The sequence below is a fragment of the Oceanobacillus longus genome (assembly GCF_042650085.1).
GTDB lineage: Bacteria > Bacillota > Bacilli > Bacillales > Amphibacillaceae > Oceanobacillus > Oceanobacillus longus.
The window spans coordinates 72,860-86,421 of the sequence record NZ_JBHSAO010000002.1 but is presented as its reverse complement, the minus strand read 5'-3'; the positions used below and the strand labels follow the sequence as shown (position 1 = coordinate 86,421).

Annotated in this window: 10 protein-coding genes; all 10 read right to left on the bottom strand. The window is 38.0% G+C overall.

All coding sequences use genetic code 11. The features are described 5' to 3' along the window. Positions 1-120: 120 nt before the first annotated feature. The 10 genes from gatB to ACFOUV_RS05760 all read right to left on the bottom strand — a co-directional run bounded on the left by gatB (position 121) and on the right by ACFOUV_RS05760 (position 13,418). Positions 121-1,551, bottom strand: a complete 1,431-nt coding sequence (gene gatB / locus ACFOUV_RS05805; protein WP_379495843.1) for an Asp-tRNA(Asn)/Glu-tRNA(Gln) amidotransferase subunit GatB — start codon at positions 1,549-1,551, stop codon at positions 121-123. Continuing rightward, on the bottom strand, positions 1,551-3,014 hold the full coding sequence (gatA, locus tag ACFOUV_RS05800; protein ID WP_379495842.1) for an Asp-tRNA(Asn)/Glu-tRNA(Gln) amidotransferase subunit GatA: 1,464 nt from the start codon (positions 3,012-3,014) through the stop codon (positions 1,551-1,553). The genes gatB and gatA overlap by 1 nt, the downstream gene beginning before the upstream one ends. Positions 3,015-3,110: 96 nt before the next feature. Beyond that, positions 3,111-3,407: an Asp-tRNA(Asn)/Glu-tRNA(Gln) amidotransferase subunit GatC gene (gene gatC, locus ACFOUV_RS05795; RefSeq protein WP_379495841.1), complete on the bottom strand. Its 297-nt coding sequence runs from the start codon at positions 3,405-3,407 to the stop codon at positions 3,111-3,113. 179 nt (positions 3,408-3,586) lie between these two features. Next, positions 3,587-5,110 carry a sodium/proline symporter PutP gene (gene putP / locus ACFOUV_RS05790; protein WP_379495840.1) on the bottom strand — a complete coding sequence of 508 codons (1,524 nt, stop codon included), beginning with the start codon at positions 5,108-5,110 and terminating at the stop codon, positions 3,587-3,589. Between the two features lie 518 nt (positions 5,111-5,628). Continuing rightward, the gene (locus ACFOUV_RS05785) at positions 5,629-5,769 is read right to left on the bottom strand and encodes a hypothetical protein (RefSeq protein ID WP_379495839.1); all 141 of its coding nucleotides are present in this window, start codon (positions 5,767-5,769) and stop codon (positions 5,629-5,631) included. A gap of 25 nt (positions 5,770-5,794) precedes the next feature. Further along, positions 5,795-7,072 carry a helix-turn-helix domain-containing protein gene (locus tag ACFOUV_RS05780; protein ID WP_379495838.1) on the bottom strand — a complete coding sequence of 426 codons (1,278 nt, stop codon included), beginning with the start codon at positions 7,070-7,072 and terminating at the stop codon, positions 5,795-5,797. A gap of 281 nt (positions 7,073-7,353) precedes the next feature. Then, entirely contained in the window at positions 7,354-8,463 is a 1,110-nt protein-coding gene (locus tag ACFOUV_RS05775) for a CamS family sex pheromone protein (protein WP_379495837.1), read from the bottom strand. A 12-nt stretch (positions 8,464-8,475) separates the two neighbouring features. Beyond that, entirely contained in the window at positions 8,476-10,479 is a 2,004-nt protein-coding gene (gene ligA, locus ACFOUV_RS05770) for an NAD-dependent DNA ligase LigA (RefSeq protein WP_379495836.1), read from the bottom strand. 13 nt (positions 10,480-10,492) lie between these two features. Continuing rightward, a complete protein-coding gene (gene pcrA / locus ACFOUV_RS05765) occupies positions 10,493-12,715 on the bottom strand; it encodes a DNA helicase PcrA (protein WP_379495835.1) in 2,223 nt (740 codons plus the stop codon). 19 nt (positions 12,716-12,734) lie between these two features. Then, entirely contained in the window at positions 12,735-13,418 is a 684-nt protein-coding gene (locus ACFOUV_RS05760; RefSeq protein WP_379495834.1) for a heptaprenylglyceryl phosphate synthase, read from the bottom strand. Positions 13,419-13,562 lie beyond the last annotated feature (144 nt).

Genomic DNA, 13,562 nt, shown 5'->3' with positions numbered 1-13,562 from the left:
CGTTTATTAATTTTCCTTTACACCTAAACTATATGATAGTCCTTTTTGGATCATTTGAAAAGGTTTTTCACATATATATGGAGGCTGCCATCTTAAAAAGATGACAGCCTACAAACGTTTTTATCTATTATTTAATTCTTCTGCAAGAATTTTATTTACTAATGGTGGATTAGCCTGGCCCTTGGTTGCTTTCATAATCTGACCAACCAGGAATCCTTTTGCCTTACCTTTCCCATTTTTGAAATCAATAATCGATTGTTCGTTTTCATCAAGAATTTGATTGACAATTTCTTTCAATTGTTCAGGGTCTGATATTTGTACAAGACCTTGATCCTTAACGATTTGTTCTGGATCTCCACCTTTTTCAACTAATTCAGCAAATACTTTCTTCGCGATTTTGGATGAAATCGTACCATCTTCAATTAGCTTAATCATTTTTGCCAGTGCAACTGGTGTAATTGCTAATTCCTGAAGTTCTTTGTAATTCTTGTTCATATATGCAGAAACTTCACCCATCAGCCAGTTGGATACCTGTTTAATATCAGCATCCTGCTCTACTGCTGCTTCAAAGAAATCTGACATTTGTTTAGATGCCGTTAGTACATCTGCATCGTATTCAGATAATCCAAGTTCTGCAATATAACGTTGTCTTCTTGCGTCCGGAAGCTCTGGAATTTCACTGCGTACGCGCTCTTTCCAGTCTTCATCAATATACAACGAAACGAGGTCAGGCTCAGGGAAATAACGATAGTCGTCAGATCCTTCTTTCACACGCATTAGAAGGGTTTCTTTTGTTTTTTCATCATAGCGACGCGTTTCTTGAAGAATTTCTCCTCCAGATAATAATACTTTTTCCTGACGTGTTTCTTCAAATTCAAGTCCTTTTTGCACATAAGAGAAGGAATTTAGGTTTTTCAATTCTGCCTTCGTTCCAAATTCTTCTTGTCCTATTGGTCTCAGTGATATATTTGCATCACACCGAAGTGATCCTTCCTGCATTTTTACATCGGATACCCCTGTATATTGTATAATATTTTTCAGTTTTTCCAAATAGGCATAAGCCTCTTCTGGAGAACGCATATCAGGTTCAGATACGATTTCAATTAATGGTGTTCCTTGGCGGTTAAAGTCGACATAGGAATAACCATCTTCACCATGTGTCAGTTTACCTGCATCTTCTTCGAGGTGAAGTCGTGTAATACCGATTTTCTTTTTCTTGCCATTTACTTCAATTTCAATCCAGCCGTTTTCTCCAATTGGCTGATCAAATTGTGAAATCTGATAAGCTTTTGGATTATCCGGGTAAAAATAGTTTTTACGGTCAAATTTCGTATTAGTAGCAATTTCACAGTTAAGTGCCATTGCAGCCTTCATTGCGAAGTTTACTGCTTCCTCATTTAAAACTGGAAGCGTACCTGGATAACCAAGATCAATTGGATTAATATTTGTATTTGGATTAGAACCAAATTCATTAATACTTGGGCTGAAAATTTTAGAATTTGTTTTTAATTCAACGTGTACCTCTAGTCCAATTATTGTTTCAAAATTCATTAGTTGGCACCTCCAAGTTGAGGTCGTTTTTTATGATGATCTGTTGCCTGTTCAAATGCATGTGCAGTACGGTAAACAGTACTTTCATCAAAGTATTTCCCAATAATCTGCAATCCAAGTGGCAGGCCTTCTTCAGTCATTCCACATGGTATGGAAATTCCCGGAACACCTGCAAGGTTAACAGGAATTGTTAGAATATCATTTGCATACATTGTCAATGGGTCATCTGTTTTCTCTCCTACTTTAAATGCTGGTGTAGGTGTCGTCGGCCCAATAATAACATCATAGTCCTCAAAGATTTTATCAAAATCATTTTTAATTAATGTACGTACTTTTTGTGCCTTTTTATAGTAAGCATCATAATAACCCGAGCTTAATGCAAACGTTCCAAGCATGATTCGACGTTTCACTTCCGGCCCGAATCCTTCACTGCGGGAATTTTTAAACATATCGATCATGTTGTCGGCATTCTCACTGCGTACCCCATAACGGACACCATCAAAACGAGCCAAGTTGGCAGATGCTTCCGATGATGACAAGAGGTAATAAGTTGCTACTGCATATTTGGAATGTGGCAAGGATACTTCTTCCCAAGTTGCTCCCATTGACTCATATACTTTCAATGCTTCAAGGACAGATTCTCTCACTTGAGGAGATACCCCTTCCGCTAAATATTCTTTAGGAACTGCGATTTTAAGTCCACTCACATCATTCGTAAGTGCGTCTGTGTATTTCGGTACATCTACATTTGCGCTAGTTGAGTCCATTGCATCATGACCCGCAATTACTTCAAGAACACGTGCATTGTCTTCTACTGTACGAGTTATCGGCCCAATCTGATCAAGAGATGAGGCAAATGCAACGAGTCCAAAACGAGATACGCGGCCATAAGTCGGTTTCATTCCAACTACTCCACAAAATGCTGCAGGCTGGCGAATCGATCCACCTGTATCGGAACCTAATGAGAACAATACTTCTCCTGCTGCTACTGCTGCTGCAGAACCACCACTGGACCCACCAGGTACATAATCGGTATTCCAAGGGTTTCTTGTTGGATTATAGCTTGAATTTTCATTCGAAGAACCCATTGCAAATTCATCCATATTCAGTTTCCCGACTTTAACGGTTTGTTCTTTATTCAATTTCTGAACAACCGTTGCATCGTATAATGGATCATTGAAATTATCCAGGAATTGACTCGCACAAGTTGTACGCAATCCTTTTGTCATAATATTATCTTTAATTCCACTTGGGATGCCAAAAAGGCTTCCTTTAACGTCAGATGCATCCAGTTCTTTCGCCTTTGCTATCGCATTCTCTTCATCTAATGTTAAAAATGCATGAACTTGATCATCAACCTCTTTTATTCTTTTATAGGATTCTTTTACTAAATCCTCTACTGAAATTTCTTTATTATGTAGCTTTTCTTCCAATTCTTTAATCGTATGGTCAAATAATGACATCTAAAGTTACCCTCCTTATTCTTACAAAACTTGACGTTTGCCTGACCTTTGTGGCAAACGCTTTGTTGCACGTGTACAGATAGACAAGTTCTCTACTTAGTTATCTGCCATTATTGATGGTACACGAAATTGACCATCTTGTTGATCAGGAGCATTTTTCAGTGCATCCTCTTGTGTAATCCACTCTTTCGGCTCGTCTTTACGCATCACATTTTTCAAATCAAGAACATGCGTCGTTGGCTCTACACCATCTGTATCCAGTTCATTCAATTGTTCTGCATACCCGATGATTGCACTTAACTCATCAGCCATCTTTTCGACTTCTTCATCTGTTACAGCGAGTCTTGCCAAATGGGCTACGTGTTTTACTTGCTCTTTTGATATATCTGCCATTGGTTATACCTCCATATCGGTGTTTATATATGTTGTACTTCTTTTTCTCATTTCATTATTATAACACTATTGATAATAGCAGAGATAGTCACTTGTAGGCAAATTATCTCTTGTTCATATTCCTCCATCTATTATTTATGAAAAAATCCACTTCTATTATAAATAGAAGTGGATCCATACTATCTTTCTTTCGTTATCTCAACAGCCTGGTCAAACTCTGCTGCAATTTCAGGATTTGGTTTACCCATTAGACTAACAATTACGGTACTAACTAAACTGAGGATAAATCCAGGTAATAATTCATAAAGATCAAAAATTCCACCCGAAAGGAAATCTCCCCAAACAATAACTGTAATCGCACCAACGAGTATACCTACTAAAGCTCCATTTCTGGTTATTCCTTTCCAGAATAAGGATAAGATGACAAGTGGTCCAAATGCTGCACCGAAACCAGCCCAAGCATAACTTACAAGATCTAATACGGAACTTTCCGGATTCATTGCAATGATGACCGCAATTAATGCGATGATTACTGTTGCAAATCTTCCAATCCAAACAAGTTCTTTGTCTGTAGCTTTTTTACGGAAAATTGCTTTGTAAAAATCTTCCGCTACAGCTGAAGACGATACAAGTAATTGCGAATCAATCGTACTCATAATCGCTGAAAGGATTGCTGCTAATAGAATCCCAGCAATTATTGGGTGGAATAATAATTGAGAAAAGGCAATAAAGATTTTCTCTGGATCAGCCAGCATCTGTATACCATTTTCATCCATTACTTGTATTCCAAAACCACTTAATACAGAAACATCTTGCGTACTAATGAATGCCAGTCCAACAAAACCTGTGAAAATGGCACCGTACAGACCTAAGACCATCCATGCTGTACCATAAAAGCGTGCTTTTGGTACATCTTTGGCTGAACGTAATGCCATAAACCGGACAAGTATATGTGGTTGACCGAAATAACCAAGACCCCAAGCTAATGATGACAAAATAGCAATAATTCCAACGCCTTGAACCATATTCAGGTGTGTCGGATCAATTTCGCCAACCGCTTGAACAGCTGCATTCCAACCACCCATTTCATTTAATGCAACGATTGGGACAATAATTAATGCTGCAAACATTAATAAACCTTGAATAAAATCTGTCCATGCTACTGCAAGAAAACCACCAAGCAAGGTATAACCTACCACAACAATAGCACCAATCCATAATGCTGCCTGATAGGAAAGTCCAAATGATGCTTCAAACAGTTTTGCTCCTGCTACCATCCCAGAAGAAGTATAGAATGTAAAGAACAGTAAAATTACTAAAGCAGATAAAACGCGGAGAATATGAGATTTATCTTTAAAACGATTTTCCAGAAAATCCGGAATCGTGATGGCATTATTCGAAACCTCTGTATACACACGTAGGCGTTTTGCAACAAATTGCCAGTTTAAATAAGCACCTATTGCCAAACCTACTGCCATCCAGGCCTCTGCCATCCCTGAAGCATAAATCGCACCAGGCAGACCAAGCAAGAGCCACCCACTCATATCTGAGGCTCCAGCACTTAATGCTGCTACACCCGGTCCTAGATTTCTTCCTCCCAAGACATAATCAGATAAATTATTAGTACGGTAGTACATAATTAAACCTATTACAAGCATTCCTAGTAAATAAACGATAAACGTAATTAATGTTGTAAGACTCACTCTTTATTTTCTCCTCTCTGTAAATAATGTAATGATGGATAATAAAAGCACGATCGGCATCGGTATAAATAACCAAAACCATGTTACACCCCTGATTGCATATTCCATCCTTTCTACCTCCCCCTGATTTAATACTATTATTTTTTTCTATTATTCCCCGTTTATGGGCCTTTATTATGATTTCATAGATTGCATTCATTTTCAACCCATAAAGACTGCTACAAAGCCATTTTGACAGAAAACATAAACTATTATTCATGTGTTTTCAGCCATATTTTTTTATTAAAAGTGATATAGAGGTGTGAGCAAGATACAAATCACTTAGAACATAAAATACTACTTATTTATCCATATCCCTTCCCATACCTTCACTTTTTAGTGAACTAAAAAATTATTTAAAAAATTATTTTGGACACATACTATTCCCTAAAAATGGTAAAAAAATACCTGAAACAGGTTCCACTCCGTCTCAGGCAAAATCCATCATATAGTAATAGGGTAAAAATTGAATAGTTAGTTTAAAGCTCTACAGTGTTACTGATACTAAAAATTGATGGTTCTTTATCCATAGTAAGGTCTACTGGATTAGAATCTTGCGCAAATGCAAATCCACCTACTAATAGAGCACCTAATGAAAGTCCTGCTAATAATTTTCTCATATTACTCCCCTCCTTCAAGGAAATATTAAATATTAGAAATTTGCTCATAGGCAAAGTTAGCCTCTTTGTAATATTTTGTAGCATCTTTATATTTATAGAGTCTTTCATAATGCTTAGCTAATAATTCTGCATAGACAATTATGCTTGCATAGTCCTTCTGCTTTTTTAGATACGGTAAAAATTGTTTAACTAACATATCTTCAAATTCAGCAAATTGTTCACTTAATAAATAATTATAAGTATAAATAATGTAATAAAAGACCCTGTAAGGTTCTATATCATCCAACCGAGAGATTAACTCGAGACCATATTCAATACTTTCCTTAGCTCCATCGTAATTTTCGATATTGTAATATTCTCTTACTAAAGAAGCTAAAGTCTCAACTTTTTCTCCTATATAGAGTTCAGCATCATCTATGATTTCTTTATAGTATTGAATCGCTTCAACAGATTCACCTTTTGTTGAATATAGGAAACCCAAGTTTTGATTAGTAAGTTGAATTAATTGTTTATTCTTTTCTAGCTTGCCAAGATGCAGTGCCAAGTTGAAATTTTTTATTGCTTTATCATACAGTTTAATACGCCTAAAAGAAATGCCTAGAATATTATGGCATTGCGCACAACGAATAAAATTATATTGTTTCATATAAATTTCAAGGGATTTATTAGCATACTCAATAGCTTCTAAAGTATTTCTAAGCTTACTGTGAGTAACTGCGATAATATACTGAATATCCACAGCTTCTTTTTCATCTATATCAATCTTGTTTATTCTTTCTTCTGAGAGTTTATACATGTGGAGTGCCTGATTAAAATCACCATTAACTGAAATGTAATTCCCTCTAAACTTATACCAATAAAATTGTTGCAAGTTATCAAAGGTACTGGATATTTCATTTAGTTCATTTATCTTTTTCAGTGCTTCATCAAAATCACCTAAGATTAAAAAATACCTTATCTTATGAATCTCGAACATCATGAGACTATCTGAGAGGTTCTTATCCATCATTGCCTGGATTTCTTTGTATGTAGCTATAATTTCTTCTTTGTTGTTTACTTCAAACAACATGCCGTACCATTGCTTGCATTTCTCTTTGATGGCTTCTTCCTGACTGTTGTCCACTTCAATCCCTAGGCGGTTACAAAGTAATTGGATCGTCTCTGGACTTGCCTGGGTTTTTTGGTTTTCAATTTTTGATAAATAGGATACAGATACAATCCCTTCAGAAAGTTCACCTAAAGTCATTTCCTGTTTGGCACGCTGTAATTTAATAAATGATCCTATCTCTATCAAAATACCCACCCTATCATCAAATTCAAAATATTTTAATTAACTTAATTATATCATAGTTTTCAAGAATGCATATTGGGAAAAACATAGGGTGAATACGCGAATTAAAGCGTAAATAAGTTTCTGGTTTTCCTAAAATAAGAAAATTTACAGGTTCTCGGGATAAAAATCCTCAGAAAGTGGGAAATTTGTAGTAAGTTGTATAGCACATTTCAAAAATGGAATATTACAATAACTAAAAGCATCAAGAATGCCATTAATTTCTCATGGCATTCCATTAACTATCTACTTTTTTAATCAAAAATATGAACGGTAGGAGTTTCATCTCCTCCATCACGGTATATTAGACTTTCCATCTTTTGACTTGAAGTGATATTTATTTCCAGGTCATAGTAATTAGGGAACATTTCCTGAACCAGCCCGTAGGCATATTGTGTAAAGCCAAGAACTTCCGCTTTACCGTAAAACTCTATAGGTACTTCAATGGTTAACTTTTGGAGTTCTTCATCGATATAAAATCCCTCACCAATTAATCCAACATAGTTAGGGAAAAACTGGGAAATTTCAGTACCAAAACTAGATACAATTTCGTGATCATCGTAATATTTTTCCCTTCCCTCATCGGATGGAAAGAGAATATTTTCTTCATTTATTGATTCCCAACCGTCGACAGAGCTGCTTCCTCCTGGGACATTTACTTTTGCAACAAAATTCCCTGGTACGGGTGAGGCTTGTTCTTCCTCCTGATACAGAGCGATCATAATTGGGACTTCCGTCAATCCTTCCATTTCGCGAATTTGCTGGACAATTGCTTGAGCAATCTTATTCCCCTCTGACAACATCTCTTCTTTAGGAATATCTTCATAAAATGGTCCAACACCTTCTGCGGTGAAACGATACACGGATTTCATCGCAATTCCAAGGGAGATACCTGCAAGCTCAACACTTTGATCTTCATTATGTTTCATATAATTTTGTTCCAATATATGGGATAAATACCTCGGATTATCCCGGTGTGTTTCTATATTGGCATCCTCGTTTAATACTGGATTAAGCTCATCAATCCAAGTAAATATGGTACTTGAATCTAAGTATTGTCCCTCCTGAAAATATAATTCCTCCGGGTCATATACTTCTTTAGACAATCTTCTGAGTCCTTCTTCCATTTCATCAATGTCAATCCGATTAGCCATCTGATTTACGATGACCCCTCTTGCTTCACTTGTTTTATAAGGAAGAATCATTCGGTAATTTTCATCGGATAATTGATAACTTGGTACAATGGATGTCTCCGGTTCTGCAATATCCTCATCGTTTTGCAAAACTTCTTCCTCGTTTGAATTTTGCACACAGCCTGTGATAAAAAGGAGTGTACATAGTAGCAACGTGCTTATTTTTTTCAACGAAAACACTCCTTACCTTTCCACAACATCTTTTAGTTGCGCTTCATCCCATATTTCAATACCTAAACTTTGTGCTTTATCATATTTGGAACCCGCATCCTCTCCTGCAATGAGGAGATCTGTTTTTTTGCTCACACTTCCAGTAACTGTTCCGCCTAAGGATTCAATCATTTCTTTTGCTTTATCTCGTGAGAATTCTTCCATTTTTCCAGTCAATACAACTGTTTTTCCTGCAAATACAGAATCATCATCCAGTTGCGCCTTCTTTGGTCCTGTGTATTCCATATTCAGATTTAGCTCACGTAAATCATTCAACAGTTCTGTTACTTTGTCTTCTGAAAAATACTGAACAATGGAGTCAGCCATTTTGTCACCAATTTCATCGACTGCAATTAGATCATCAAAAGTTGCCACCTGCAACTTTTCCATTGTTTCAAATTCCATAGCAAGTGTTTTTGCTGCCTTTGCTCCAATAAAACGAATGCCAAGTCCAAATAAGAGCCTTTCCAAGGAATTTCCTTTGGAAGTTTCGATGGATTCGAGCAAATTAGTGACTGATTTTTCACCCATCCGTTCTAGACGAAGCAATTCTTCACGATTCAATCGATATAAATCGGCCATGGTATGAATCAATTTTTCCTGGAAAAGTTGAATGATTACTTTCTCTCCCAGTCCATCGATATTCATGGCATTTCTCGAAACAAAATGAATAAGTCCCTCCATCAATTGTGCAGGACAGTTTGGATTAATACAACGCAATGCGACCTCTTCTTCAAGCCTGACCAATTCACTGCCACATGCCGGGCATTCCGTTGGCATATGAAATTCCTTTTCTTCACCCGTTCTTTTTTCAATCACAGCACGAACTACTTTCGGAATAATATCACCGGCTTTTTTAATAACCAAGGTATCTCCAATCCGAATATCTTGTTCACGGATTAAATCTTCATTATGAAGCGATGCACGCTGTACGGTTGTACCAGCGACTTTTACTGGATCTAAAATAGCAGTCGGTGTAATAACGCCTGTTCTCCCAATGCTTAACTCGATTTCCCTAAGTTTAGTGATTGCTTCCTCAGCAGGGAACTTATAGGCAATCGCCCACCTGGGACTTTTTGCAGTATACCCTAATTCTTCTTGTTGATTGAGATCGTCAACCTTAACAACGATTCCATCGATTTCATAGGATAAGTTTGGACGTTCCTCGGTCCAGTAGGTCACATATTCGATAACTTCATCGATGTTTGTGCATTTCCTCCATTCCGGATTCGTCTTAAAGCCAAGCTGTTTTAATTGTTCAAGCCGTTCACTATGTGTTGAAATAGGACTGCCATCCCACTCACCAACTCCATATAAAAAGATATCGAGATTACGCTTTGCCGCAATCTTCGGATCAAGTTGTCTTAATGATCCCGCAGCCGCGTTTCTTGGATTCGCAAAGGGTTCTTCTTCTTTTTCTTCTCTCGCTTCATTCAAGGCAAGAAACGATTTATGTGGCATAAAAGCTTCTCCACGTACTTCAAGTGTCCCTTTTTCTTTAATGGAGAGTGGGATACTTCGGATTGTCTTCAGGTTATTCGTAATATCCTCCCCTGTTGTGCCATCCCCTCGTGTAGCTCCACGGACAAACTTTCCATTTTCATAAGTTAGTGAAATGGCAAGTCCGTCGATTTTAAGCTCACAAACGAATGTGATTGGCTCGTCTGTCCCACCGCTAGCTCGTTTTGCAAAATCCCTCAGATCTTGTTCATTAAATGCATTGCCAAGACTAAGCATCGGCACATTATGCTGTACCTTCTTAAACGCATCTAGTGGTTTCCCGCCTACACGCTGGGTCGGGGAATCATCTACTTTAAGCTCAGGATATTCCTGCTCTAATTGACTGAGTTCCCTGAGCTTCTCGTCATATTCAGCATCAGGTACACTTGGCTGATCAAGCACATAATATTCATAGCCATATTGATTCAATAATTCTACCAATGCTTTTATTTGATTCGCTGCTTTTTGTTTATCCATCACCACGGCACTCCTATTCTTTCGTTATTGGGGCAAATTTTGCAAGGAGTCGTTTGATACCAACGGGAGCCGGGAAGGCAACATCCAATTCCATTTTCTCTCCGTCACCTTGAACCTTAACGACAGTTCCAACTCCCCATTTCTTATGGGTCGCTTTATCACCGGCAGCCCAACTTTTGCTCTCTGCACCGGTTGTTTTTTGCATACGTTCTGCTCTCCTTTTGATAGGAGCAGGTTGATCCTTCTGTCGATCCAATGATCTGACACCGAACATAGAAGTATTTGCTTGTTCAATACCATCAATCAATTCTTGCGGGATTTCGTTGATAAAGCGGCTAATTGGATTCATATTTGTTTTACCGTAAAGCGTACGCATCTTCGCATGAGTCAGGTAGAGTTCTTTCTCCGCTCTGGTAATGCCTACATATGCCAGACGGCGCTCTTCCTGCATTTCCTCATCATCCATCATGGAACGACTGTGCGGGAAAACATTTTCTTCCATCCCAATTAAGAAGACGACTGGGAACTCAAGTCCTTTAGCTGCATGCAGTGTCATAAGTGTGATTTTCGCAACATTGTCAGGGTCTTCTTCATCCACACGGTCAATGTCTGCAATCAAGGCAAGATCTGTCAGGAATGCGATCAATGTTTTGTCTTCACTTGTTTCTTCAAAATCCTTTGTAACTGTCATAAACTCTTCTAAGTTTTCCAGACGGCTCTGTGCTTCAATTGATTTTTCGTTTTCAAGCATTTGTTCATAGCCTGTCCGTTCAAGAACCGCTTCAACCATATCTGTTGCAGTCAGGAATTCTTGTTGCTGTGTTAATGTTTTGATTAAGTTTCCAAATTCAGCGAGTGCATTTGCTGCTTTTGCAGATACGCCCGTAAAGTCAACTTCTTTTACTGCATCATAAAATGAAATATCATGTTGCATGGCATATGCTCTAAGTCGCTCCACAGAGGTTTTCCCGATTCCGCGTTTCGGTTCGTTTACGACACGTTCAAAGCTAAGATCATCTTCTGGGTTCGTGATCAAACGTAAATAGGCTACCATATCCTTAATTTCTTTACGCTCGTAGAACTTTTGTCCCCCGACCATTTGATAGTTGATCCCAGACTTCAGAAATGTATCCTCAATCGCACGGGATTGTGCATTTGTTCGATATAAAATCGCAACATCACTTGGAGAAAATCCTTTATTGCGAGTCAGTTCCTGAATCTTATCCGTCACATAAAGTGCTTCTTCCTGTTCCGTAGCTCCTTGGAAATAACTAATCTTCTGTCCTTCTACATTTTGTGTCCAAAGATTTTTCGGCTTGCGTCCCGCGTTATTTCCGATTACTTTGTTTGCTGCTGCAAGGATGGATTTCGTTGAACGGTAATTTTGTTCGAGGAAGACCGAGCGTGCTTTTGGGTAGTCCTTTTCAAAAGATAGGATATTTGCTATATCTGCACCTCTCCAGCGATAAATAGACTGATCCGAGTCACCTACAACACATAGGTTCTGATAACGGCTTGCCAGCTGTTTCACGAGAAAATACTGGGCATGGTTCGTATCCTGATACTCATCCACATGAATATACTGAAAGCGACGCTGATAATATTCTAATACTTCTGGCACTCGATCAAAGAGGTGGATCGTCTGCATAATTAGATCATCAAAATCGAGTGACTGGTTTTTCCGAAGCATCTTCTGATAGCCTTCATAAACCTGGGCCACCTGATTATCATAGAAATTACCTGCATTTTTGCTGAATTCTTGATCTGTAATCAATTCGTTTTTCGCAGAGCTTATTTGTCCAAGCATTGCACGTGGGTCAAACTTTTTGGGATCCATGTTCAAATTTTTAAGTACTTGTTTAATAGCAGACAATTGATCTCCACTGTCCAATATTGTAAAACTGCTATTATAGCCAATCCGGTCAATATCTCGGCGCAAAATACGTACACACATCGAGTGGAATGTGGATACCCACATATATTCGCCCTGAGAGCCAACTAGTTTCCGAACACGTTCTTTCATCTCTCTAGCAGCCTTATTTGTAAACGTAATTGCAAGGATATTCCTTGGGGAAACCTCTTTCTCCCCCATTAAATAGGCAATACGATGTGTTAACACTCTCGTTTTACCACTCCCTGCACCTGCCATAATAAGTAGCGGGCCTTCTGTATGTCGTACAGCTTCCTGCTGTTCCTTATTTAATCCATTTATCATATCATCTATCTTCTGACTCATCACTACACCGTCCCTTGAATCAATTTATTGCTTTTACTGTTTTTAATGCACTTTTAATATCGGTATAAATACTATTTCCAACAATAATAACATCTGCATGTTCTTTCATTTCCTGCGCCTGCATACTGTTTTCGATACCACCACCGTAGAAAAGCATCGTATTATCCAGCTCTTCTTTCACTTCTTCCACAAGCTTCGGGTCGCCGTATGTGCCGCTGTATTCCACATAAAAAATTGGCAGGTGAAAAACATGCTCTGCCATATACGCATAAGCTTTCACATCGCCAGCATCTGGTAGAAAACTGTTTGTATGCTTAAAAGCCTTGGAATCTTCATTTAATATACAATATCCTTCAAAAAATACCTCACTAAATTCCATCATATCGATATATTCTTTAATCGCCTTATGTTGAATATCCATCATAAATTTCTTATCCTTGGAATTCAACACCATCGGTACAAAATAATGGTCAAATCCCGGAGTAAGTATTTCTTCCTCAGATACTTCTAATATGCAGGTAACCGTATGGCTGCGGCGTATTCGTGATAATAAATCGAGTACACCGTCCAAAGTCATATTATCCGTTCCACCTACAATAATAGCGTCTGTTCCTGATTCACAAATCAAATCCAAATGTTCATCGGAAATTTCTTTTGCCGGGTCGAGTTTAAATATATGTTTCCATTCATTTATCTTCTTCAACAGTCGTATCCTCCATCAACAGAATTCATTAGTTTATTATACCAAAAATGTTAGGCGGAATTTAGGGATATGGCTAATCTTTTTATAAAGCCAAAAGGAGGTGTTACGTTTTATCGGCGGATGCGGTCTGTTTATCGGCTCATT